Source organism: Shinella sp. GW835-FHT14H05 (assembly GCF_058793575.1).
This window is the reverse complement of sequence record NZ_JBXAFY010000003.1, coordinates 154440-177475: the sequence shown is the minus strand read 5'-3', so window position 1 is coordinate 177475 and position 23036 is coordinate 154440. Positions and strand designations below refer to the sequence as shown.

Annotated in this window: 21 protein-coding genes; 8 read left to right on the top strand and 13 right to left on the bottom strand. The window is 61.0% G+C overall.

Translation table 11 applies throughout. From position 1 onward, the window contains the following. From AC1Q6Z_RS12080 to AC1Q6Z_RS12055, 6 genes are all read right to left on the bottom strand, one after another. Positions 1-1284: an efflux RND transporter periplasmic adaptor subunit gene (locus AC1Q6Z_RS12080; RefSeq protein WP_492648345.1), complete on the bottom strand. Its 1284-nt coding sequence runs from the start codon at positions 1282-1284 to the stop codon at positions 1-3. 172 nt (positions 1285-1456) lie between these two features. After that, a complete protein-coding gene (locus AC1Q6Z_RS12075) occupies positions 1457-2431 on the bottom strand; it encodes an ABC transporter permease (protein ID WP_492647981.1) in 975 nt (324 codons plus the stop codon). Continuing rightward, positions 2431-3204 carry an ATP-binding cassette domain-containing protein gene (locus AC1Q6Z_RS12070; protein ID WP_492647980.1) on the bottom strand — a complete coding sequence of 258 codons (774 nt, stop codon included), beginning with the start codon at positions 3202-3204 and terminating at the stop codon, positions 2431-2433. Before AC1Q6Z_RS12070 ends, AC1Q6Z_RS12075 begins: the two co-directional genes overlap by 1 nt. A gap of 17 nt (positions 3205-3221) precedes the next feature. Next, a complete protein-coding gene (locus AC1Q6Z_RS12065) occupies positions 3222-4178 on the bottom strand; it encodes an ABC transporter permease (RefSeq protein ID WP_492647979.1) in 957 nt (318 codons plus the stop codon). Between the two features lie 97 nt (positions 4179-4275). Then, positions 4276-5304, bottom strand: a complete 1029-nt coding sequence (locus AC1Q6Z_RS12060) for a sugar ABC transporter substrate-binding protein (RefSeq protein ID WP_492647978.1) — start codon at positions 5302-5304, stop codon at positions 4276-4278. Between the two features lie 511 nt (positions 5305-5815). After that, positions 5816-6841 carry a LacI family DNA-binding transcriptional regulator gene (locus AC1Q6Z_RS12055; protein WP_492647977.1) on the bottom strand — a complete coding sequence of 342 codons (1026 nt, stop codon included), beginning with the start codon at positions 6839-6841 and terminating at the stop codon, positions 5816-5818. Positions 6842-7192: 351 nt separating this feature from the next. On the opposite strand from AC1Q6Z_RS12055, the gene AC1Q6Z_RS12050 reads away from it, so the two are divergent. Both AC1Q6Z_RS12050 and AC1Q6Z_RS12045 read left to right on the top strand, forming a co-directional pair. Further along, a complete protein-coding gene (locus tag AC1Q6Z_RS12050) occupies positions 7193-8206 on the top strand; it encodes a Gfo/Idh/MocA family oxidoreductase (RefSeq protein ID WP_492647976.1) in 1014 nt (337 codons plus the stop codon). Between the two features lie 11 nt (positions 8207-8217). After that, positions 8218-9177 (top strand): sugar phosphate isomerase/epimerase family protein, encoded by a 960-nt coding sequence (locus AC1Q6Z_RS12045; RefSeq protein WP_435265792.1) that lies wholly within the window; start codon positions 8218-8220, stop codon positions 9175-9177. A gap of 86 nt (positions 9178-9263) precedes the next feature. Here the strand turns inward: AC1Q6Z_RS12045 and AC1Q6Z_RS12040 are convergent, their stop codons facing one another. Beyond that, positions 9264-9599 carry a nuclear transport factor 2 family protein gene (locus tag AC1Q6Z_RS12040; RefSeq protein WP_492647975.1) on the bottom strand — a complete coding sequence of 112 codons (336 nt, stop codon included), beginning with the start codon at positions 9597-9599 and terminating at the stop codon, positions 9264-9266. 43 nt (positions 9600-9642) lie between these two features. Then, entirely contained in the window at positions 9643-10044 is a 402-nt protein-coding gene (locus tag AC1Q6Z_RS12035) for a hypothetical protein (RefSeq protein ID WP_256116367.1), read from the bottom strand. 251 nt (positions 10045-10295) lie between these two features. On the opposite strand from AC1Q6Z_RS12035, the gene AC1Q6Z_RS12030 reads away from it, so the two are divergent. Then, positions 10296-10529 carry a hypothetical protein gene (locus tag AC1Q6Z_RS12030; protein ID WP_256116366.1) on the top strand — a complete coding sequence of 78 codons (234 nt, stop codon included), beginning with the start codon at positions 10296-10298 and terminating at the stop codon, positions 10527-10529. A gap of 234 nt (positions 10530-10763) precedes the next feature. On the opposite strand, the gene AC1Q6Z_RS12025 is transcribed toward AC1Q6Z_RS12030, so the two are convergent. The 5 genes from AC1Q6Z_RS12025 to AC1Q6Z_RS12005 all read right to left on the bottom strand — a co-directional run bounded on the left by AC1Q6Z_RS12025 (position 10764) and on the right by AC1Q6Z_RS12005 (position 16205). Beyond that, complete coding sequence (locus tag AC1Q6Z_RS12025) at positions 10764-11798, bottom strand: zinc-dependent alcohol dehydrogenase (RefSeq protein WP_492647974.1); 1035 nt, start codon at positions 11796-11798, stop codon at positions 10764-10766. Between the two features lie 67 nt (positions 11799-11865). After that, a complete protein-coding gene (locus AC1Q6Z_RS12020; protein WP_492647973.1) occupies positions 11866-12618 on the bottom strand; it encodes an enoyl-CoA hydratase/isomerase family protein in 753 nt (250 codons plus the stop codon). Between the two features lie 3 nt (positions 12619-12621). After that, complete coding sequence (locus AC1Q6Z_RS12015; RefSeq protein WP_256116363.1) at positions 12622-13611, bottom strand: ABC transporter permease; 990 nt, start codon at positions 13609-13611, stop codon at positions 12622-12624. Continuing rightward, positions 13599-15104: a sugar ABC transporter ATP-binding protein gene (locus tag AC1Q6Z_RS12010; protein ID WP_492647972.1), complete on the bottom strand. Its 1506-nt coding sequence runs from the start codon at positions 15102-15104 to the stop codon at positions 13599-13601. The genes AC1Q6Z_RS12015 and AC1Q6Z_RS12010 overlap by 13 nt, the downstream gene beginning before the upstream one ends. A 36-nt stretch (positions 15105-15140) precedes the next feature. Then, a complete protein-coding gene (locus AC1Q6Z_RS12005; RefSeq protein WP_435265798.1) occupies positions 15141-16205 on the bottom strand; it encodes a sugar ABC transporter substrate-binding protein in 1065 nt (354 codons plus the stop codon). Between the two features lie 159 nt (positions 16206-16364). On the opposite strand from AC1Q6Z_RS12005, the gene AC1Q6Z_RS12000 reads away from it, so the two are divergent. Genes AC1Q6Z_RS12000 through AC1Q6Z_RS11980 form a run of 5 tightly spaced genes read left to right on the top strand, consistent with a single transcriptional unit; the run spans position 16365 to position 22937 of the window. Further along, a complete protein-coding gene (locus AC1Q6Z_RS12000) occupies positions 16365-17399 on the top strand; it encodes a LacI family DNA-binding transcriptional regulator (RefSeq protein WP_492647971.1) in 1035 nt (344 codons plus the stop codon). Position 17400: 1 nt separating this feature from the next. Next, entirely contained in the window at positions 17401-18969 is a 1569-nt protein-coding gene (locus tag AC1Q6Z_RS11995; protein ID WP_492647970.1) for an acyl CoA:acetate/3-ketoacid CoA transferase, read from the top strand. A gap of 55 nt (positions 18970-19024) precedes the next feature. After that, positions 19025-20635, top strand: coding sequence for a GMC family oxidoreductase (locus AC1Q6Z_RS11990; protein WP_492647969.1), 1611 nt, complete (start codon positions 19025-19027; stop codon positions 20633-20635). Further along, positions 20632-22149: an aldehyde dehydrogenase family protein gene (locus tag AC1Q6Z_RS11985; RefSeq protein ID WP_492647968.1), complete on the top strand. Its 1518-nt coding sequence runs from the start codon at positions 20632-20634 to the stop codon at positions 22147-22149. Before AC1Q6Z_RS11990 ends, AC1Q6Z_RS11985 begins: the two co-directional genes overlap by 4 nt. Beyond that, a complete protein-coding gene (locus AC1Q6Z_RS11980) occupies positions 22146-22937 on the top strand; it encodes a shikimate dehydrogenase family protein (RefSeq protein ID WP_439615792.1) in 792 nt (263 codons plus the stop codon). The genes AC1Q6Z_RS11985 and AC1Q6Z_RS11980 overlap by 4 nt, the downstream gene beginning before the upstream one ends. Positions 22938-23036: the final 99 nt, after the last annotated feature.

Genomic DNA, 23036 nt, shown 5'->3' with positions numbered 1-23036 from the left:
TCAGAACATCGGCGGCATGCGCATGCCGCGGCGCTGCCCCCGGTTGCCGCCGGCCGGGCGCCCGCTGTCGGAGCCTGCACTGATGACGACGCGGTCGCCCTCTTGAAGCCCGCTCTTCACCTCGACGCTGACGCGGTTGCGGATGCCGGTCTCGACCTTGCGGGTCTCGGTGGCGCCGGATGCGGTGACGACCGTCACCTCGGTTTCCGGCTTGCCGCCCGCCTCGTTCCGCTTCAGGCTGATCGCACCGCTCGGAACAACGAGCACGTCGCGCGCGGCCGCCTGCACGAAGAACACCTGCGCGCTCATCGAGATCATCAGCTCGCCCTCCGGGTTCGGCACGTCGAACAGCGCGTTGTAGAGCACGACATTGTTCTCGACGGTCGGCGAGGGCTGGATCTGGCGGAGTTTTCCGGCAAAGCGTTTTCCCGGTTGGCCGAGCAGGGTGAAATAGGCCTCCATGCCCACTTTCAGGCGGCTGACATCGGCTTCGGACACTTCGGCGCGCACCGTCATGGTCGAGAGATCGGCGATGGTGACGATGGTCGGCGCGGTCTGGCTGGCGTTCAGCGTCTGGCCTTCCTTGACCGGATTGGCGACGATGGTGCCGGCCATAGGCGCAAAGATCTTGGTATAGCCGAGGTCGACCTCGTCGCCGGCCAGCGTCGCCTGCTGCTTGCGGATTTGCGCGTCGATGGCGTTGACGTCGGCTTCCGCCGCCGCAAGATCGGCCACGGCCTGATCGAGCGCCTGCTGGGCCACGGCATTGCCGGCGATGAGATTGCGCTGGCGGGTGATGTTGGCCTGCTTGAAGACGAGCTGCGCCTTGCGCGACTGAAGCTGCGCCTGGAGATTGGCGAGCTCGGCGCGGTTGATCTCGATGCGGTTCTCGATCGTCGCGGGGTCGATCTCGGCGACGAGCTGATCCTTCGTGACCGTGTCGCCGATCTCGACATGCAGCACCTTGAGCTGGCCGGAGACCTGCGCGCCCGCATCGACGGACTTGACCGCCTCCAGCGTACCGACCGCCGTCACCGCATTCTCGACATCACCGCGTACGACGGCCTGCGTGATGACAGCGGTCGTCGTCTCGGCCGGCGCATAACGGGTCCAGCCATAATAGCCGGCGCCGGCAAGCACCGCGATCACCGGCAGCCAAATCCAGGCGCGCGAGCGCCGCTTGCGCCGGGCGGGCGGGGTCGCGCCGGGCATGAAGGTCACATTGGTCCGGCCCGCCTCATCGGCAGGCTTGTCGTCCTTTTGCGGTCGTGCGGTCTTGGTCATCGGCTTCCCATAGGTCGAGGCCATGCCTCTGCCGTCCCTTTAAAACAAAGGTGGCACCGTAACCGCCAAAGGAGAAGCCCTTGTGATCATTATATTTTCGTAATGTTCGCCGGAGCAGACCTAGAAGTCCTCTTTAGGCTCCGCCGCCGAGCCTTGGCTAGGCAAATATTCGCTATTTTCGGATCGCCCAATTTCGCAGTGACTTGTCTCCATAGGCCGCCGCGACGACGATGAGGCCGAGAATGAGGATGAACCATTGCGGCTGAACGCCTGTGACGACCAGATAAGATTGAATGGAGGACAGGACGAAAGCGCCCATCAGCGCTCCGATCAGTGAAATCCGTCCGCCGGCCAACAAGCAACCGCCCAGAACACAGGAAGCGATGGCTTGCAATTCCATCAGGCGCCCCATGGAACCATCCGCAAACCCGAGCTTTCCAGCCTCAAGCGCACCGGCAAAGGCGGCGAGCGTGCCGCAGATGACGAATGCGGAGAGCTTGATCCGATCGACACGCACACCGCGCGAATGCGCGCTGTCGGCTGAGCCACCAACGGCCAGCAGCCGGTTGCCGAATGGCATGGCCTTCAGGACGACGATGAGCACGGCAAAGGCGGCAATCAACCAGAACAGGGCAGTGTTGAAGCCGAGAAAGTCACCACCACCGAGAAGGAAGTAGGTCCAACCGTTGCGCGCAGCATAGGGAATGGAAAAGGAAAAGCCGTCCGTCAAAGCGATGGCGATGCCGCGGAAAATCATCAGCGTGCCAAGCGTGATGATCAGCGAAGGCGTTTTGGTCCTCGTTACCAACCAGCCGTTCACGTAACCGATCGCCGCGCCCACGACGATGGCGGCCAAAGCGGCAAATACGGGATCAACACGGACGGCAAGCCAGAGATGAGCGAGCGCACCCATGCCGAAGGTCGAGCCGACCGAAATGTCGATTTCGCCGGTCCCGATCACGATGGCAACACCCAGGCTCATCAAGCCGAGCGTCGCGGTCACCTGCATGATCGTTCCGATATTATAGAGGTTTGCCCAACGCCCCTCAGAGGTCGAAGCGAAAATGACAATCAGGATGGCGCCGATCAGGAAGATGCCGATTTCCGTGTGACGGCGAATGACGGGCTTTGCCGCGGACAGCGCCATCAGACCGCCTCCTGCTTCTCGACAAGACGGCCGCCCTGGCGGATGACGTCTTCGAGCGCCTCCGCCGACATGCTGTCCGTCGACGCATCGGCGACCTTTTCGCCGTTTTCCATGATAACGATGCGATCGGCGAGCTTGTGCACCTGAAAGATGTCGTGCGTGATGTAGATGACGAGCAAACCCTGCTCCTTCAATTGCACCGCCAGTTCATTGACATGCTCGCGTTCGCGAACCGACAGGTGGTTGGTCGGCTCGTCCATGATCACGACGCGATTCTTGAACTCGACGGCCCGGCCGATCTTGACCGATTGACGCTCTCCACCCGACAGCCGTTCCACCTCGTCGTCTGCCGAGACATTTTCGCGAAGGCCGAATTGCCGGATAACGCGGCTCGATTTCTCGCGCATCTTCGCGAAATCGAGGAATGGTATGCCGAGGATGCGCTTGACCGGCTCCCGGCCGAGATAGAAGTTGCGCGCGATCGAAAGGTTGTCGCAGAGGCCAACGGACTGCTGAATGGTCTCGATACCCTGATCGATGGCGAGCTTCGGATGGAATTTTTCCACCTTCTTGCCATCGAAGAACACCTCCCCTTTTGTCGGGGGGTGGATGCCGCACAGAACGCGGATCAGTGTGGTCTTGCCGGCACCGTTGTCGCCGACCAAGCCGATCAGTTCGCCCGCGTTGAAATCGACCGTGACGTTTTTCAGGGCGTGGAAGGCACCGAAATAGAGGTCGAGGTTTTTCACCTGGATCAGAGGTTGTTGGGTCATTTGAGCGTCCTCCCGCGTCAAACGCTGTGCCCGATAAAGCGGGCAAGCTTCTGATTGAAAATAACCGCCACGATGAGAACGGCGCCGACGAAAGTGATGTACCAGGACGATGGCGCGCCGAGCGCGATCAACTCGTAGCGGAAGCTGACGACGATCAAGGCGCCGAGGATGACACCGAGGATCGATCCTCGCCCGCCGCTCAGAAGGCACCCGCCGATTACCGCTGCCGAGATGGCCTCGAGTTCCATGTTCTCGCCGAGCGTCACGTGGGTTTGCGGCTGGTTGCACAGCGTCAGGATGCCGGCGAAGCCCGCAAGCAGCGAGCAAAGGACAAAGGCTGCCGTCTTGACGCGGTCGGTGCGGACGCCGCGTGATTCAGCGCTTTCCCGACTGCCGCCGGTCGCCAGAAGCCGGTTCCCGAAGCGGGTGCCCCAGAGCATGATGGACAACAAGACGGAAATGATGCCCACCCAGTATATTGCCGCTGCAACGCCGAATAGCTCTCCGCCCAAGAGGCGGGTCAGGGCGTGGGTACGGGCATCGGGAGAGAAATTGTGGACGGAGCCGCCTGTCCAGACATAGATGATGCCGCGCGCCGCGAACAGGCCGCCAAGCGTGACGATCATCGACGGGAGTTCACCCTTGACGACAGCGGTTCCCTGGAGAAACCCTGCAGCCGCCGCAATGCCCAGAGCCACGACCAAAGAGCCCGGCACGCCCAAAGAGGGCTCCAGCGTTATGAATGCAACGCCCGTCAGCCCATAGATCGAACCGACGGACAGATCGATTTCCTTCGTCATGATCACGAGGGCCTGACCCAATGCCACCAAGGCGAGGATCGCCGTAAATTGCGTGACGTTGGACAGCGTCTGCACCGTCCACCAGCCAGAAAAATCGATCACTGTGAAAACGGCCAGCATGGCGATGACGCCAACCGTCGCGCCAAAACCCTGGCTGCGGACAAGGTATTTCATGGTTCTGGTCCTGCTCGTTGATATGCGCCGCGGGATGCGCAAATGAGGGCAGCCAGCCTGTCGAAAGGCCAGCCGCCCTCGCCCGGGAGGGTACCGGTTACCAGGTGTTCTGTTCGTCGTAGGCCTTGTCGCCGAACACGCCGCGGACCTGCGTGGCCCACTGATCCGCATTATCCCTGTTGATTACAAGCGGACCCGTCAGAATGCTTTGCTGGGGCGCGTATCCGAACTTCTTGTTCCAATAGAGCCACTCCATGGGAGCATAGCCCTGCAACCAAAAGCCCTGGCTGTTCGTCGCGAGAATATGGCCCGCACGCACGCCTTCGATCGACACAGGACCTTCATCGACGGTCAGGACGGTGACGCCCTTGTCATCGACGTCCGGATCGAGCTTCATTTCGTTCGCCACACCCCAGGCCCAGGGAGACGACCAGCCGGCAACCGTGAAGATATAGTTGGTGTCCGGATTGGCCTGCAGGAACGACTGCAGCGTGTTGCGCGCCGTTGCTGGCTCCGCGCCGATGAAGAGTTCGTCGAACTTGGCGCCCGCCTTCTCCATCACCTCTTTCATGCCCGCGCAGCGCGCCTTGAGGCCCTGATGTGCCGAGTCATGGCTTGCGCAGACGACATGCGTGGGCTTCGGGATCTCCCCGGCCTCGACCTTCGTAAGTGCATATTCGCCGAGCTTCTTGCCCGTCAGGAACTCGTCGCCGCCGACATAGGTCAGATAGGGAATGCGCTCGCCGTCCGGACGACCGTCAGGAATGTTGAAGGCGACGACCGGGATGCCGGCTTCGATCGCCTTGCGCAGCGGGCCTTCAAAGGCATCGGAACTGACGATCGGCACCGCAATGCCATCCGGCTGGGTTGCGATCGCTTGTTCGAGCAGACGGACATGCTCCTGAACGGAATAGTTGTTCGTGGAGATGTATTCGGTCTTCACGTCCGGATACTTCGCTTCGAACTCCTTCAAGGATGTCGTCAGCCAATTCATGTTCGGATCGTTAGAACCGATATGAGATACCATGACGAAGCGATACTGCTTTTCGGCATCCTGGGCGTGGGCGATGCCAAGCGCAGCAGACGTCAAAAGCGCAGAGTACAGGATGCTCTTTCCAATTTTCATAAGGTTCCTCCTCCTTGATTTGAAGCAACGGAGTCTTCGATGCGAGCGCCTGGCTCAGTCGTTTTCAGACGGCATCACAGGCAACCTCCACGCTGCCTGCTGAACTCCTCGATGCAACATTTATTGCACAATATTCAGATAGTCAATATTTATTCCAGATTCGGACAGAAGTCGGCGTTGCGGTGGGCGTTCGTGACTATCTGGGGCGACCTGGCCACCAGATCGCTTGGACGTATTTTCATTGATGAAGATGAAGGTTCACAAGGTTTTCATGGGGTGAATTCTGATTTTCTCTTCATCAAATTGGCGTGGAGAGCGTACTTCACATAATATATTGAAAATGTTTCATTTATTATGAAGGGAGAAATGAGAATGATGTAAACTACATCGTCCCTTTGCAGCTTTTAAGCTTCAAATAGAGCATCATCGACGAAACGAACGGATATTCCCCCGTCGCCGATGGGCAGCAAGGCCACCCGGGCCGGCACCACTTAGATGCCCACAGAAGGCGCTAAGCGCCGCAATTGTATCGCGTGTGGACGAGAACCTGCGAATAGCTTGGCTCGCTGGTCACGCCATTCAAATTGCTTTTTATCCATCTTGCTGCCGAGGCGAGTTCGGCCGCGAAATCATGCGAAATGACATAATCCATCACTCCGGACTCCAGAAGCGCGCGGGAATGGATGGACAATTCATGACCGACGAACACTGTCTCATTTGCCTTGCCCGCATTTTCCAGCGCCTTGGCAATGCCGCGATTGGCGCCAGCGACGTTGTAAATTGCCGCGGGATGCCCATTCGTCTCGAAGTATCGCGTTAGCTGTTCGCATGTGCTCTCGGGCCTTTCGTCCGAGATCATGCGTTCCTCGATCTTCAGGTACGGAAAATCGGACCGCAGAACGCGCCGAAAGCCCATCTCCCGCTCCTGCTGACAGCGAAACGGCACGCTCATGACAACCAGAATGCTGCTGTTTTCCTTCGGCAGCGCATTGCCGATCAAGAGTGCCGCAACACTGCCGGCGGCATACTGATCGTTCCCGACATAAGTGCTTCGTCGTGAACTCGGCAGATCGGTTGTAAGGCAGACCACCGGCCGGCCGATCGTCCGGAGCTTTCGAATGGCCCGGTTCGTTGCCGGATGCTCCCGGCCAATGACGACGACGCCGTCTCCCTCTACGCCTTCCTGCTCGATCCGCCGCGCGAAGGCGAGCGGTTCGGCGTCGCTTGTTGTTACGTAAACGCCTTGTATGTCGATGCCGGCCTGCGTGCGGTTCACCTCCGACACCGCCGCCGCCATGGCCGCATTGAATGTTTCACCCGATTCACAGAACAGGCGAATGAGGACGGGAACGTCGCTGTCGGCGCTCTCATGGCGGAGTTTTTCAAGCGCCGCGAGAACCCGTGCACGGGTCTTCTCCCGCACACCGCTACGGTTGTTGAGCACTCGGTCGACCGTCGCGGAGCCCACAGCCGCAATCTTCGCGATCGCTTGGACCGATGGCCCTTTCCATGTTCCAGGCTTTGCCGGTTTTGGCATTTTTCCTCTCACAGTCTGATGCGATTTAAATCATGGAATCGACTGAGTGACCGCGTGTTACTAAGAAGACGACGACGTCGGTCTGGATTTGTGCGGTGCGATATATTTGATGTGAAAGACATCGAAATTCGTCCTTCGCTTTCGTTGAATGATGGCATTTCAATCCAGATAATCCAACCGATCAATTGAAGAAAATCCTCACGCTCGAAGCTGGCATTGCTTCTCATCGACGAGTGCCTTGCTCCAGCTCAGGGCCCGCCGCGAGGCTTCAAACTTGAATTGTCGCAATAGGAACTCGCTCATAGCGACCCGTCGTTGTGCCCATCGCGCTTCGAAAACAAGGAACATGGAATGTCGGTCAGAATTGCAATTATCGGTGCAGGCATCATGGGTGCCGACCATGCACGGATCGTGTCTGAGGATTTGCCCGGAGCCGTGTTGCAGGTCGTCTGCGACGCATCCCAAACGCGCGCCCGTGCGATAGCCGAGGATTGCGGCGCAGCCGACATCTCCACCGACCCACTTCAGACGATCCGGCGCGAAGACATCGACGCCGTGATCATCGCCAGCCCGGACGAAACCCATGCGCCCTTGTCGCTTGCCGCAATCGAGGTGGGCAAATCCGTGCTCTGCGAAAAACCCCTGTCGCAGAATTCCGGAGAATGCCGCGCGGTCATCGACGCGGAAGTCGCGCGCGGTCGCCGGTTTGTCCAGCTCGGCTTCATGCGCCGTTTCGACCCGTCCTATCGCGATATGAAGGCCGCGCTCGCGGATGGATCGCTCGGCCAGGCGATCATGATGCACAACACCCACAGGAATGTCGAAGCGCCCGCAAACTTCACCGGCCAGATGGCAATCACAAACTCGGCCCCGCACGAATTCGATGTCGCACGCTTCATCCTCGACGCCGATTACACCGCGATATCCGTCTTCCAGCCGAGCGGAGTGGATGCATCGAAGACCGGCGCTCCGGTCTTCATGGTTCTCGAAACCGATCGGGGCCACATCGTCAACATCGAGGTCAACAACAACGCTGCCTATGGCTACGACGTGCGCGGCGAATTGGTGGGCGAAAGGGGCTCGATCCTGCTCAACGCCCCTGTCCACACGCGCCGCAACGCCCATCTCATGGCTTTCGAGCACTATCCATCCGACTGGCGGCCGCGCTTTGCGGAAGCCTACCGGCTGCAGAACAAGGCCTTTGTGAATTTCGTCCGAACTGGCACGTTTCCCCCAATCGCCTCCGACAGTTGGGATGGCTACTGCGCCACTCTCGTCGCAGAAGCAGGCGTCGAGGCACTGCGGACGGGCAAGCGCGTCAGCCTCGACCCAATGGTCAGGCCCCCTCTCTACAACGCACGATAAGGAATTCGATAATGAAGCTCGGTTTCGTCTCCGACAGCCTTGGCGGCTTGTCTTTCGATGCCCTCCTCGACAGTGCCGCACAACTCGGTGTCTCCGGCGTCGAGGTGAACACCGGCGGCTGGTCCACGGCACCACATTTCGATCTCGAGGCGATGAAAGGCAGCGCCGATGCGCGTCGGCGCTTCACCAGAGCCTTCGAGGAGCGTAGCCTGGAGATCATTGCACTCAACGCCAACGGCAATCCACTGCACCCGACCCAGCCTAAGCAGGGCGAGTGTCTCAAGGATACGATCCGGCTTGCCGGAGAAATGGGCATCAAGACCGTCTGCACCATGTCCGGCCTGCCCGCCGGGCGCGAAGGCGATCTCATGCCTAACTGGGTCGTCTCGTCCTGGCCGCCGGAAACACAGGAAGTATTGCGCTACCAGTGGGAAGAGAAGCTTCTGCCATTCTGGGCGGAGATCGCCGATCTCGCAAAGGAAGGCGGCGTCGAGCGCATCGCGCTGGAATTGCATGGCAATCAATATGTTTACAACGTCCCCTCGCTTTTGAAGCTGCGGGCCGCCATCGGTCCAGTCGTCGGCGCCAATCTCGACCCCTCGCACCTCTTCTGGATGGGCGCTGATCCGCTGATGGCGGCCGAAGCGCTCGGAGATGCCATCTTCCATGTGCACGCCAAGGACACGATGCTGAATGCGCCGGTTCAGGCGACGACCTCGCTTCTGGAAAATGGTTCCCTGATGAACGTTCCGGCTCGAAGCTGGTCCTACGTCACACTCGGTTTCGGCCATGGCGAAGCCTGGTGGCGGCAATTTTGTTACCGCTTGCAGATGGCAGGCTACGACGGCTGGCTTTCGATCGAGCACGAAGACGTACTGCTCAACAGTTTCGAAGGGCTGGAGAAATCGGTGGTACTGCTGAAGACCGTCATGCCCGTCGCCGCAAGCGATTTCAAACTGCAAGCAATTTGACGGCCATGCCATCGAAAGCGAAGTTCCGCGGACGACGAAATTAGAGCGTCCCCGCGGATGTAGGAAGCGTGGAAAAACGCAACAGGTTATTGTCCAGCGCGGCTGGCGCTTTCTTCGGGATCGAACATCGCAAGGCCGGCAACGCCAGCGGTTACCGGCACTTCGTTCTGCAACATGTCCCAGTGTTCGACGAGCTTGCTACCCTCGACCCGGAAGATATCAACCACAATCTGGGGCTCGTCCACCCAGCTCCGGATACGGCCGTGGATAGCGACCAAGTCGCCTTCGGCGATGATCAATCCCGGTTCGTAGTGGACGGAAGGTGAGAGGGTCTCAACGAGGCGCTGCAACACGTTCCTGCCCTGAGGAATGTTCGGATTGTGCTGGATGTAATCGTCGGCGTAGAGGCGTCGCAGAGGCATCGCGGCGCTGGAACGACGACGTCTCGCATCCAGGACCAGTGCCTTAGAAGCCGTACATCGCGATGATGATTGCGAAGGCGGCAACGATCAAAATGCCGACGAAGGTCATCGCACTCACGAAGAGGGCGGCCGCGATCGGATAAACGTTGCGCCATGCAAGCGTTGCCGCAGCGATTGCAAAAAGGGGCGATACGACGAAGTAAACCGGGGTGACTCTATCGTCGCCATGAAAGTCGAGCCCTTGCTCAACGACGGACGGCAACGTCGAAAGCCAGCCCAGCACTATGCTGCCGGCAACTGCAAGGGTAGTGCCGCGAAGATCGCGTCGAGCGGCCAAGACGAACGCCGCGACGGCGGCGAGAGACTGAAGCCCACCCATGGCGGCAGTTGTCCATCCACCAAGCCCAGAGGCCGGGTTCGCCACCCCCATGAAGACGTAGGCCACGGACGACAGACCTACATATACCTGCAGTGCAGCCGTGAGAACGAGCAGAGGCCATACCGCCTTTGCCGCCAACGATTTGGTCTTATGTTCCGCGTTCGCCAACTTCTGCGCTCTGAAAATGGACCTGCCCCCGCTTTGCGGCAGCCCGACCCCAGACATTCTGTGAAAACATGATGTCGGCATTTCTTATCAGAATTGGGCCGATCGGAAAAATGTGGTAATCGCAGTCAAACAATAGCAGGAGTGTAGTAGTGAGCGAACCGACCGTGGAAGATGCAACAAACCGCATCTATGAATCGCTTCAGGCTGACAATGCCGACATTGATGTGCATATCGCGACCCTCAAGGCAGCGTTGACGCGGGCAGGTTTGAAAGAAGCGACATTCGACCCGGCTAGGCTCGCGCACAACAACCGTTCTGGCAGGAAGCTGATGCAGGCCTATTTCCGACAACGCGGCGTAACGGTGAAATACTCGGCATCTTGAGCCTTATGGCGCCAGGCAAATCGCAGTATGACGACCGATCTCCTTTTTGGCAGGGCCATCGATAAGCTGCCGATCCCAACCCGCAAGGTCGCCGCACAGAGATGACGGAAGCGCGAGACAGTGTTTCGATGATTCACCTCATCTGCCGGTGTAGGCAGGCAATTCGTCGGATGCTCTCTGGAAAAGACTTCCTTTTATGGTCTCGGGGCGCTCAGCAAGCACTACGCCAAGCTTTCATACGATGATCTGCATCTTCAGGATGCCGGGATCTCCGGCAAAGGCTTCGATCGCGTCCTGCACTTCGGAAAGGGTGCGGGTCTCCTGCAGGAAGGGCCGCACGTCTATGCGTTTGAAACGCAGGAGAGTCAGGGCGTCGTGCATGTCGTCGCCCATGGCCGCCACGGAGCCTCGTATCCCGGTCTCTTTCAGCACCATCTTCTGCGGTGCGAACCGGACCACCGCATCCTCGCCCCCGAGACCGAAGGCGGCAATTCGCCCGCCCGGCCGGACGAGATCAAATGCCCTTTCGTAAAGCGCAGGCAGGCCGACGCTTTCGATAACGACATCGGCGCCGCGCCCATCGGTCACCGCCCGCACGGCGGCGTCGAGTGTGCTCATATCGGAAACGACAACATCCGCGCCGCATTCCTTCGCCAAACGCAACCGCTCGGGATTGAGGTCGGCGGCGATGATCGGCGCCGCCCCGATTGCGCGCGCAAGCTGGACATGAAAATTGCCGACCGGCCCGGCGCCGATAACGAGCACGCTTTCACCGAACCGGATCGCGCTCTTTTTCGCGGCGCGTACCGTGCAGCCCAGCGGTTCGGCCAGAGCTGCGACATCGAACGGCATGTCATCGGGGATCGGAATGACGAGGCGCTGCGGGACCTTCACATATTCCGCGAAGGCGCCGTTAATGTGGATGCCTAGCTGCTTCACCTCCGAGCAACTCATCACCTCGTTCTTGCGGCAGTAGAAACAGTGACCGCAACCGATATTGATATCCGCAATCACCCGCGTGCCGACATCGACCGTTATGACGCCATCGCCAACTGCCGCGACCGTTCCGGAAAACTCGTGGCCAGGGATGAGCGGCAACCAGCCGGCCGCGTAGTGTCCACGGTAAATATGGATGTCGGTGCCACAGACCCCTACTCGCGCCACTTTGATCAGCACGTCACCGGGGCCAATCTGCGGCACCGGCACCGTCTGTATCTCGAACGCTCCCGGACGGACCAGCACAGCGGCGGTCATCGTTTTCGGCAACATTGAAGCTCCTTTTTTCCGTGGCGCCGCCAACCTTCTATGGGCGCCGCCGGCGACTTCAGTCGGTGCCCTATGCCTTGCGGCGGCTATCCAGGAATGCCTGCTTGCGGGCGCTCGCCTCCTCGCGCGTTGCGGTAAAGCCGGCCAACGCGGCCTCCTTGGCCGCGATCAGCGCGCTGGGATTGCCGAACATCGCCTTGATGTAGCCTTGCGTCGTGGTATCGCACGACAGAAGGCTGTCGATCAGCCCCATCAGCGTCCTATCCAGATCGTCCGGTGCGCACAGCCGCTGCACGATCCCGAGACGTTCGGCGCGCTCCGCATTAATCGGATCGCCAGTAAGCAGCACATCAAGGATAGTCCCCACACCGCAAAGCTTGGTAAGGCGCGGCACGCCTCCCCAGGCCGGCGTGTTACCGAGACGGGCTTCGGGGAAACCGAACCGCGCCTGTGTCGTCGCAATCCGGATATCGCCCGCCAACGCCAGCTCGAAGCCACCGCCGAGCGCAGCACCTTCCACCACCACGACGACCGGAACGGGCAGGTCCGCCAGCTCCTGAAATGCCTTTGCACCGAGCAGGGACAGGCGTTGCGCCTTTGCAGGCGTTATGTCCGCCCAGTCGTTCAGGTCCGCGCCCGCGCAGAAAAGGGGCGACGTGGACCGGAGAACCACGAGCCGAAGGCCAGGCGTCATCCGTGTGTCAATCGCCGCGTCGAGCAGGTCCGAAAGCAGAGCCTCGTCGAGTGCGTTTCTTTTCGCCGGACGGTCGAGCCAGAGGGTTCGGCAGCCACGCGGGTCAGTTTCAATCTTGAGATTGGACACGGTTCAAGCTTTCTGCAGCCGGTTGGACAGCAGTGCGAGGATGATGACCACACCGATTGCGACCTGCTGGTAGAAGGCTTGTACGTTCAGGAAGGTCAGGCCCGCCTGCAACGTGGCGATCAGGAGAGCGCCGATGACAGCGCCGAGCATGCTGCCCTCCCCACCGTTGAGATCGGCACCGCCCATGACGGCCGCGGCGATCGCGGGCAGGAGAAGGTCTGCGCCGAGCGCCGGATCGGCCGCGCCGAGGCGCCCCACCGTCACCATAGCGCCGACGGCGGCGAGCGAGCTTGAGATGACATAGGCGATTGCGGTGTAGAAGCCTACCTTGATGCCGGCAAGGCGCGCAACTTCGCGGGCACCGCCGAGTGCGATCAGATACTCTCCGAGCTTCGTCATCCGCATGACGACGGAGGAGACGACAAGGACCACAAAGGCGATGACGATCGGCGTCGGTATCGGTCCGATCTTCCCGGCGAGCAGGTCGCTGAACTCGGGCGGTATGCCATAAACGGTCTGGCCGCCGGAGACGATCAGCGCAAGTCCCGAGAAGATGCTCATCGAACCCAGGGTCACGACGAAGGGCGTGATGCCGCTGAGCGTGATGATGGTGCCATTAAAGAGGCCCGCAAGCGCGCCCGTCGCAAGCGTGCCGAGCACGACGACGGGCAAGGGATAGCCCTGTGACATCAATAGGCCGCTGACGACGGCAGAGAGTGCCAGCGCCGTACCGATCGACAGATCAATGCCACCGGTGATGATGACGAAGGTGACAGCCATGGCGAGGATGGCCGTTACCGATGCCTGAAGCACGATATTGACCAGGTTGTAGCTGCTCAGGAATTCGGGATCGATCGCCGTGAAGACCAGCACGGTCATGATCAGAGCGGCGATGATCCCGAGCTCGCGCCATTCGCTGAACAGCCGACGGACCGACCACTTCTCGGTCGCAGCTGCTCCAGGTGACGCATTGGCGGCTTCTAGCTTTGCCATGTATTTCCTCCACTCGCGAATGCGATGATCCGCTCTTCCGTTGCTTCAGCGCGCGCGACTTCACCGGACAGCGTGCCTTCGCGCATGACGAGGACGCGGTCGCTCATCCGAAGGACCTCGGGAAGATCCGACGAGATCATCAGGATAGCCGCGCCCTTATCGGCGAGATCGCGCATGAGCGCGTAGATTTCGGCCTTTGCGCCGACGTCGATGCCGCGCGTCGGTTCGTCGAAGATGAAGATGTCGCATCCGCTCAGAAGCCATTTCGCGAGCACGACCTTCTGCTGATTTCCGCCGCTGAGTTGGCCCGCAAGCCGCGTCGTCGGCATTCGCGCACCGACCGACGCGAGCGCGCTTTTCGCGTCAGCCGCCTGTTTCGTGCGGTTGATGAGCCCCATGCGGGTGGGTACGCGGGTCAGCGTCGCGTTCTTGGCAAGTGACATGCGCAAGGCGAGCCCCTGATGCTTGCGATCCTCGGTGAGGAACGCGATGCCCGCACGCACCGCATCGCTCGGCGATGAAAGAGAGAGAGCCTTGCCGTTGACGGAGACCGATCCCGCATCGATACGATCGGCACCGGCGATGCAGCGGGCGACTTCCGTTCGCCCGGCGCCGACCATACCGGCCATGCCGACGATTTCGCCGCGGCGCACCTCGAAGCTGACGTTCTGAAAAACGCCGTTGCGCGCCAGGCCATCGACCTTCAGCGCCACGGCGCCGAGCGCCGCTTCATGCTGGATTGCGAAATCTTCGAGTGATCGACCCACCATCATCTTGACGAGGGATGTCTCGTTGAGATCCGGGCCACGCAGGAGTGTTCCAACATATTGGCCATCCCGCAGCACCGTCGCCCGGTCCGCAAGGTCGAACACTTCCGCCAGGCGGTGCGAGACATAGACGAGCGCGTGCCCGTCTGCCCGCAGCTCGCGCAGGATGCTGAAGAGCTTCTCCGATTCCTTCGTGCTCAGGCTCGCTGTCGGCTCGTCAAGAATGATGATCTTGGCATTCGCCGCAATGGCCCGCGCCAACTCGACCGTCTGCTGTTGGCCCACGCTGAGGCGCGATACGGGGACATGCGGGTTACCCTGGAAGTCCAGCCGCGCGAGTGCGGCAAGTGCCTCGCGCCGCGCCGCCGACCAGTCTATGAACCCGGCAACCGACTTCTCCCGGCCGAGGACGATATTCTGGATAGCCGACAGTTGCGGCACGAGGCTCAGTTCCTGGTGGACCATCGAGATGCCCTTGTGCAGGGCATCTACGGGGCCTCGAATCGAGACCGGCTCGCCTGAGAGTTCGAACGCACCTTCATCCGCGGAATAAGCACCGAACATCACCTTCAGGAGCGTCGACTTGCCAGCTCCGTTCTCCCCCATCAGGGCATGAATTTCACCCGGATAGAGATCGAGATGGACGTTTTGCAGTGCCTTGACGCCCGGGAAGCTCTTTGAGATTCCCTTGAGGCTCAGAAGCGGCTTTGCGGTGGATGCGGACATGATGCACTCCGGACCAGATTGAGCGTGAAGCCGCACCTACTTGTTGTAGAGACCTTCCTTCACCTCATACTTGTCGTCGAAGAACTCGGTCATGTTGTCCTTGGTAATGAGCTGCGCGGGCGCAACGATCCAGTCCGGGACCTGCTGGCCACCGAGCAGGCGAACAAGCGATTCCACCGACCAATAGCCCTGGTAGTAGGGAAGCGGCGTAACCGTTGCGGTGATCGTCCCGTTCTTGATGCCGTCAAGCGCGGCAGGAATGCCGTCCGTGCCAATGACGATGATCTTGCCGGTCAGACCCATGTCGGTGACCGCCTTGGCGACGCCAACGGCCATCGTGTCGTTATTGGCGTAGATCGCTTTGATGTCGGGATTTTTGCGCAGGATCGTCTGGGTCGCATTATAAGCCTGGGTTCCATCCCAGTTACCCGGAACGCTCGCCACGAGCTTCAGGTTCGCGTGTTTCGCAATGCCTTCCTTGAAGCCCTTGATGCGCAGAATTGCAGCACTCGAGCCGGCTTGGCCCTCGATCTGCGCCACCTCGCCGCCATCCGGCAAGTGCTCGGCCATGTAATCGGCCGCAACCACGCCGTTCAGCTCGTGGTTCGGGCCGATATAGACCGTTGCAGCGATGCGCGCATCGTCAGCATTGGCGATCGGCACGTTGCGGCTCTGCAGCTCGCGCACGGCCGGCGTGAGGTTTGAGACGGACACCGGCGAAAGCACGTAGGCATCGAAATTGCGGCCGATCATCGTCTGGGCGATGGTGAGCTGCTGCGTCGGGTCCGCCTCGCTGTTGGCGGCCTGGATGGTGACCTCGACGCCGAGATCCTTCGCAGCCGCTTCCACGCCCTTCGCGATGCCCTGCCAATACTGGTTGGTGAGGCTCTTCAGGACGACGCCGATCTTGACGCCTTCCTTCTTCGGCGCCGCACCCAGCGTCTTGCTCAGCTCGGCGCCGACGATCTGCTTGGCCTCGGGCTTGTCGGAATTATAGGTGTAGTCAGCGGCGAACGAATGAGATGCGAACAGCGCCACGCCGCATGCAAGCGCGGCAATAGCGGAAACCCGCAGGCGGGACGTCGTATTGGTGTAGGCCATCGAAGTTTCTCCTCCAAGAACGATGATCGACCGGAAACCGGTTTCCTACCTATAGTTCCTGCAATTGAACGATGCAATAGACAAAAAAGTGATGATTTAAGAAACCGGTTTCCTTTCAAAATCCGTTATGGTACCAGAATCCGAGGAGGCCAAGATGCTATGGCAGTGACAATTACAGACGTCGCAAAGGCGGCGGGCGTGTCGAAGGCGACCGTTTCGAAATTTCTGAACGGCACCCATTACGTCTCGCAGGAAACCAAAGAGCGTATTGCGGCTGCCGTGTCCGAGCTCGGTTATGCGCCGAACAGGGTGGCACAGGGGCTGAGCCTTAAGCGCAGCCACACGATCGGCCTCGTCGTCGCCAATATCGGCAACCCCTTTTATGCAGAGCTTATTCGTGGCGCCGAGGAAGTGGCCGCTGCCCGCGGATACACGCTCCTTCTCGCCAGCACCGACGGCGAGCCAAGACGCGAGAGCACGATCGTCAATGCGATGCGTCAGCGTCAGGTGGACGGCATCGCCTTCGCCTCAGTCAGGCTTGCGGACCGCGAGGTGACGGCGCTTGCAAAGGACGGCGTCAACGTTGTTCTCGCAAGCCGCCATCTTCCGGATGCGGAGGTTGACATGGTGCTCGTCGACAGCGTCAAGGGTGCCAAGCTCGCCGTCAATCATCTCCTGCAGCACGGTCACAGATCGATCGCCTATGTCGGCGGCCCCCTCAGCATTGCCCAGTTCCAGGATCGCTTGAAAGGATGGAAGGGCGCCCTTGCCGAGGCAGGCATCGAGCCCCCGGCCATGCATGAACTGTCGCTCGATCGCATGGATGTCGAGGCCGGTCATCAGGCAGGTCTCAAACTTCTGAGGCTGGAAAACCCACCGACCGCAATCTTCGCTGCAACCGACAACCTTGCCTTCGGGATCATGCAGGCATGCGACGAGATGAACCGCACCATCCCGGGCGAATTGGCTCTCGTCGGCTTCGACGCCGTGCCTTTCGGCGCGGTTTCCCTCTCGCCGCTTACCAGCGTCGATGGCTCGGGGCTGATCATGGGCCAGCGCGCCCTCCAGCTTCTCATCGACCGCATCGAACGGGACCAGCGCACGCCGTCCGAAAGCCGGCAGGTGCGCATGGTCCTCCAACCTACGCTTTGCATCCGACGCTCTTGCGGCTGTCGGTCAGGCACGGAGAATTAGAATGAAGATCGTCGATAAAGCCGGCTTGCGGCAGGTGATCGAGACCATCGCCGAGGGCGCAACGGTTGCGATCTCGGGCGCAGGCGGCGGCCTGCTCGAACCGGAAACCATTCTCGGCGCCTTCGAGGAGACGTTCCTTTCGACGGGTCGCCCTTCGCAGCTTACACTGATCCACGCACTCGGCATGGGCGATCGCATCGAGAAAGGCACCAACCGTTTCGCCTATGAAGGCATGGTGAAGCGCGTCATCGGAGGCCACTGGATCTGGTCGCCGCGCATGCTCCGCCTCGCCCAGGAAAACAAGATCGAGGCCTATTGCCTGCCGAGCGGCGCGATCACCAATCTTTTCCGTGAGATCGGCGCCCGGCGGCCGGGTCTTTTCACTCATGTCGGCCTCGGCACCTTCGTCGATCCGCGTCTTGGCGGCGGGCGCTGCAATGATCGTACCACGGAAGAAATCATCGAGCTTTTTGAAATCGACGGTCGGGAAGTGCTTCGCTACAAGCCATTCCCCGTTCATGTCGCGGTTGTCCGTGGAACCTTCAGCGACGAGCTCGGCAATATCAGCGCGTCGGAAGAGCCGGCGGATCTCGATTCCTATTCGATCGCCCTTGCCGCCAAGAACAGCGGCGGCATCGTCATCGCGCAGGTTCGGGAGGTGGTGCCGAAGGGCAGGCTCCGACCGCGCGAAGTGTCCATTCCCGGCAACCTCGTCGATTATGTCTTCGCCGACCCGGATCAGGCCCAGACCTATCACGGCCCCTATGACCTCGCGCTCGCCGGCCTTGGTCCGCATGAGACGCCCGTCGAGCTGCCCGCGACCGCAGATATCGTGCGCCAGATCGTGGCGCGGCGGGGTGCCGTCGAGCTGATCAAAGGTGCGACCATCAATTTCGGCTTCGGCATGTCGGCCGGTGTTGCCGAGCACATTGTGCGAGCAGGCGAAAGCAGTCACTACTGGTTCACCATCGAACAGGGCATCCACGGCGGCGACCTGTTAACCGGAGACCTGTTCGGCATCGCCGCCAACCCGGTCGCAATCCTGTCTGCGAGCGAACAGTTCGATCTCTACAGCGGTGGTGGCCTTGACCAGACCTTCCTCGGCCTTGCCGAAATGGACCGGTTCGGCAATGTCAACGTCTCGCATTTCGGCGGCCAGATCAGCGGTCCCGGCGGTTTCATCGACATCTCGCAAGGCGCGAAGAATATCGTCTTCTGCGGCAGCTTTGATGCCAAAGGCGCAAGCATCGGCCTCGCTGACGGTGGATTGAAGATCGAGCGGCACGGCCAGATCACCAAGCTGGTCGAGCAGGTGGCCGGGATCACCTTCAGCGGCAGCGAAGCGATCAAACGCGGCCAGACCGTCCACTACGTCACCGAACGCGCGGTCTTCAAGCTGACGGATGGCGGCGTGGAACTGATCGAGCATGCGCCCGGCGTCGATATCCGCACGGACATTCTCGACCGCATGGCCTTTGCGCCGATCGTGCGCAACCCGGTCGAAATGGACAAGGCCCATTTCGCACCCGCATCGTTGAACGATATCGGAGAAATTTCCGTCTCCGCATAATAGGAGACCGTGTTTCGGCGCCCAGCAGGGCCGCCGCATGGGAAGAGGCTTTTCAATGACTTATGACTATATCATTGCGGGCGGCGGAGCCGCGGGTTGCGTTCTGGCGGCGCGATTGAGCGATTCGGGTGCGACCGTTCTTCTTCTCGAAGCGGGCTACCCGGACAATCACCCGTTCATCCATGTCCCTGCCGGTTTTACCAAATTGAGCGGCCCGCGTGTCAACTGGGGCTTCCGCACCGTTCCGCAGAAACACCTCAACAACCGCGACATGTGGTATCCGCAGGGCAAGACGCTCGGCGGCGGCAGCTCCATCAACGCCATGATCTATACCCGCGGCCATCGCACCGACTACGACAGATGGGCAGCCGGCGGTGCGCATGGCTGGTCCTACGACGACGTGCTCCCCTATTTCCGGAAGGCGGAATCGAACGCGCGATTTTCCAACGAGTACCACGGCGTCGATGGACCGCTTGCCGTCTCGGATGCGATCAGCCCCCTGAAGATTTCTGCCGCCTTCATCAAGGCCGCGCAGGAAGCCGGCATTCCCTACAACCCCGACTTCAACGGCGCCGAACAGGAAGGTGTCGGCTACCACCAGACGACTACCCGGGACGGCCGGCGAGGAAGTTCTGCGGTGTCCTACCTGCGGCCTGCGCGCAAGAACAAGGGTCTCACGGTGATCACACGGGCGCAGGTCGGCCGGCTGATCCTCGAGAACGGTCGCGCCGTTGGCGTCGAATATCGTGTCGATGGTTCCACCAGTATCGAGCGCGCCCATGCTGGCCGCGAAATCGTCGTGACGAGCGGCGCCATCGGCTCGCCGAAACTGCTCATGCTGTCCGGAATTGGCCCGGCGGAGCACCTTGGCAAACATGGCATCCCTGTCGTCGCCGACGTAAAAGGTGTGGGCGAAAACCTGCAAGACCATCTCGACTGCTACACAGTCTACGACTGCAGCGGCCCGCACAGCTACTATGGGGTTGACCAGCATATCCGCCAGGCGTGGTGGGTGCTGCAGTATCTGCTGTTTCGCAACGGTCCGGTTACCACCAACATCGTCGAGGCCGGCGCCTTCGTGAAGGCCGATCCTGCGTCGGAAATTCCCGACACCCAGCTCCATTTCCTACCGGCCTATGTCGTCGACCATGGCCTCATGCGCATCCCGGGTTATGGCGTCTGCCTCTATACGAACCTGCTCCGACCGAAGAGCCGCGGAACGGTGCGGCTTGCCGGCGCCGACCCGACGACGGCTCCCCTCATCGATCCCAACTACCTGTCGCACCCGGACGATATGCGCATGGCGGTTGCCGGCCTGAAACTGGCACGCGAGGTCATGGCCGCCCCGTCGATGCGCCCGTACCTTAAGACCGAACGCATGCCCGGCCCGCAGATGAAGACGGACCAGGAGCTTGAAGCCTATGTGCGCCAGTGGGCAAAGACCGATTACCACCCGGTCGGCAGTTGCAAGATGGGGACGGACGATCTCGCTGTCGTCGATCCCGAATTGCGCGTGCGCGGCATCGAAGGTCTTCGCGTCTGCGATTCCTCGGTCATGCCGCTCGAAATCAGTGCGAACACCAACGCACCCACCATCATGATCGCTGAGAAGGCATCGGATCTCATCCTGGCCGCAGCGGGTCACAGCGTGAAAGGAACCGCATGATGACGATTGACCAGGCAACCGGGATCAAGGCCCAATCCTACCAGCAATGGATCGACGGGAACGCCTGCGACGCGGCCTCCGGCGAGCGCTTCACCCGCTCGAGCCCTGCCCATGATATCGTGGTCGGCGATTATCCGCTCGCCGATGTCGCCGACACGGACCGCGCGGTCGCCGCCGCGCGCAAGGCATTCGACACCGGCCCATGGCCACGCATGAGCGGCGCGGAGCGCTCGCGCGTCCTCTTTCGCGTGGCCGATCTCGTCGAGACCTACAAGGACCAACTGGTCCTCGCCGACGTCCTGGAAGGCGGCAAGCCGATCACGCAGGTCCGCGCGGAGATCGCGGGCGCGATCGACCTCTGGCGCTACGCCGCCGGGCAGGCCCGCTCCCAGCATGGTGAAAGCAACTCCAGCCTCGGTCCCCACATGCTCGGCCTGACGACGCGTGAGCCGGTCGGCGTTGTCGCGCTCATCACGCCCTGGAACTTCCCCTTCGTGATCCTCAGCCAGAAGCTGCCCTTCGCGCTGGCGGCCGGCTGCACCGTCGTCGTCAAGCCCAGCGAACTCACCCCCGGATCGGCACTGCGGCTCGGCGCCATCCTCAACGAAGCGGGCGTGCCTGCCGGCGTCGTCAACATCATCGTTGGCTATGGCGCAACCGTTGGCCAGCGGCTTGCTGAGCACCCGAATGTGGACATGATCTCGTTCACCGGCTCCACCGCCGTTGGCAAGGGTATCGTCCGCGCATCGGCAGGCAACCTCAAGCATGTCGCACTCGAACTCGGCGGCAAGAACCCGCAGATCGTCTGCGCGGATGCCGATCTCGACGCTGCGGCAGATGCCGTCGTGTTCGGCGTCTTCTTCAACGCCGGCCAGTGCTGCAATTCGTCAAGCCGCCTCATCGTCGAAAAGTCGATCAGCGACGAATTCCTCGCCCGTGTCGAGGCCTTGACGAAGCGCGTAACCGTCGGCGACCCGCTCAACGAAGCGACCAAGGTTGGCGCAATCGTCAACCAGAACCAGATGGACCGCATCCTCGGCTTCGTCAGCGGCGCACGTAGCGACGGCGCGAAAGTCCGCCTCGGTGGGACGCGCATGGAGACCGCCAAGGGCCTCTTCATGACGCCGACGGTCGTCAGCGACGTCACCCGCCAGATGCCGATCGCAACCGACGAAGTCTTCGGCCCGGTGCTCTCGACACTGACCTTCGAGGATCTCGATGACGCCATATCGATTGCCAATGGCACGCATTATGGCCTGTCCGCCGGCATCTGGACGAGCCGCTACGAAAGCGCTCTCAAAGCAGGTCGCGAACTTTCGGCAGGCACGATCTGGGTGAATTGCTGGATGGACGGTTTTCCCGAAATGCCTTTCGGCGGCATGCGCGAAAGCGGAATCGGCCGGGAACAGGGTCCCCACGCGATTGAGGACTTCATGGAAACGAAGTCGGTGCTGTTCCATCAAGGGCCGCGGACCAATCTCTGGGTGCCGGCGGCTGGAGCAGGTCGGCAATGACAACGATCTTCGGCATCGTCGGTGATCCCATCGCACAGGCCCGCTCCCCCGAAGTCTTCAACGCGCTCTTTCGGGAAAGGGGTATCGATGCCGTCATGGTTCCCATGCACGTCACGACCGGCGATTTCGAGGACGCGCTGAAGGGCCTGCGACACATGCGCAACCTCGGGGGATTGGTGATCACGGTCCCCCACAAATTCGCCGCCGCGCGGCTTTTGTCGGATGCCTCGCATCGCGCCGAGATCGCGCACGCCGCCAATGTGATCCGCCCGACGAAAGACGGGTGGGCGGGCGACCTCTATGACGGCGAAGGATTTGCCATCGGGGTGGAGGCCAGACACGGACCCATCGCGGGCCGGCGCTGCGCTATCGTCGGTGCAGGTGGGGCGGGCACGGCTATAGCGCTCTCCCTCATCGACCGGGATGCGGCGACAATCCGGATCTTCGACATCAACCAGCCACTCGCCGAACGCCTCAGCGCGCGGCTTGCCGCGCATACGGCAGTCCCCATCACCGTCGGTCCACCATCCGCACTCGATGACATTGCGATCAATGCAAGCTCAGCCGGTATGTCCCCCACCGACGCGCTCCCCTTCGACCCGGCAGGTCTGCGACCGGGGGCGTTGGTGTGCGAGGCCATTATGAAGCCGCCGAAGACGCGCCTGCTGGCAGAAGCCGAAAATCTGGGACACCCCATCCAGGAGGGCCGTCACATGCTCGACTACCAGGTGGAAGCGATCTGGAACTTCTTTCGTCTTCCCGGTTCCTGTGCCAAGGGCGGCGTATAACGAAGGGCTCGACCCTTGTTCAATAGCATTGCAGCGCGGTTGATAATTGCAACACCGTTCGCCGCACGGTTCAAGCCTAGCCACGCTATTTCCAAGCGC

Bases quoted from the DNA above. Each gene is read 5' to 3' on its own strand.
- AC1Q6Z_RS12080 (WP_492648345.1), bottom strand. From the start codon at position 1,284: ATGACCAAGACCGCACGACCGCAAAAGGACGACAAGCCTGCCGATGAG.
- AC1Q6Z_RS12075 (WP_492647981.1), bottom strand. From the start codon at position 2,431: ATGGCGCTGTCCGCGGCAAAGCCCGTCATTCGCCGTCACACGGAAATC.
- AC1Q6Z_RS12070 (WP_492647980.1), bottom strand. From the start codon at position 3,204: ATGACCCAACAACCTCTGATCCAGGTGAAAAACCTCGACCTCTATTTC.
- AC1Q6Z_RS12065 (WP_492647979.1), bottom strand. From the start codon at position 4,178: ATGAAATACCTTGTCCGCAGCCAGGGTTTTGGCGCGACGGTTGGCGTC.
- AC1Q6Z_RS12060 (WP_492647978.1), bottom strand. From the start codon at position 5,304: ATGAAAATTGGAAAGAGCATCCTGTACTCTGCGCTTTTGACGTCTGCT.
- AC1Q6Z_RS12055 (WP_492647977.1), bottom strand. From the start codon at position 6,841: ATGCCAAAACCGGCAAAGCCTGGAACATGGAAAGGGCCATCGGTCCAA.
- AC1Q6Z_RS12050 (WP_492647976.1), top strand. From the start codon at position 7,193: ATGTCGGTCAGAATTGCAATTATCGGTGCAGGCATCATGGGTGCCGAC.
- AC1Q6Z_RS12045 (WP_435265792.1), top strand. From the start codon at position 8,218: ATGAAGCTCGGTTTCGTCTCCGACAGCCTTGGCGGCTTGTCTTTCGAT.
- AC1Q6Z_RS12040 (WP_492647975.1), bottom strand. From the start codon at position 9,599: ATGCCTCTGCGACGCCTCTACGCCGACGATTACATCCAGCACAATCCG.
- AC1Q6Z_RS12025 (WP_492647974.1), bottom strand. From the start codon at position 11,798: ATGTTGCCGAAAACGATGACCGCCGCTGTGCTGGTCCGTCCGGGAGCG.
- AC1Q6Z_RS12015 (WP_256116363.1), bottom strand. From the start codon at position 13,611: ATGGCAAAGCTAGAAGCCGCCAATGCGTCACCTGGAGCAGCTGCGACC.
- AC1Q6Z_RS12010 (WP_492647972.1), bottom strand. From the start codon at position 15,104: ATGTCCGCATCCACCGCAAAGCCGCTTCTGAGCCTCAAGGGAATCTCA.
- AC1Q6Z_RS12005 (WP_435265798.1), bottom strand. From the start codon at position 16,205: ATGGCCTACACCAATACGACGTCCCGCCTGCGGGTTTCCGCTATTGCC.
- AC1Q6Z_RS12000 (WP_492647971.1), top strand. From the start codon at position 16,365: ATGGCAGTGACAATTACAGACGTCGCAAAGGCGGCGGGCGTGTCGAAG.
- AC1Q6Z_RS11995 (WP_492647970.1), top strand. From the start codon at position 17,401: ATGAAGATCGTCGATAAAGCCGGCTTGCGGCAGGTGATCGAGACCATC.
- AC1Q6Z_RS11990 (WP_492647969.1), top strand. From the start codon at position 19,025: ATGACTTATGACTATATCATTGCGGGCGGCGGAGCCGCGGGTTGCGTT.
- AC1Q6Z_RS11985 (WP_492647968.1), top strand. From the start codon at position 20,632: ATGATGACGATTGACCAGGCAACCGGGATCAAGGCCCAATCCTACCAG.
- AC1Q6Z_RS11980 (WP_439615792.1), top strand. From the start codon at position 22,146: ATGACAACGATCTTCGGCATCGTCGGTGATCCCATCGCACAGGCCCGC.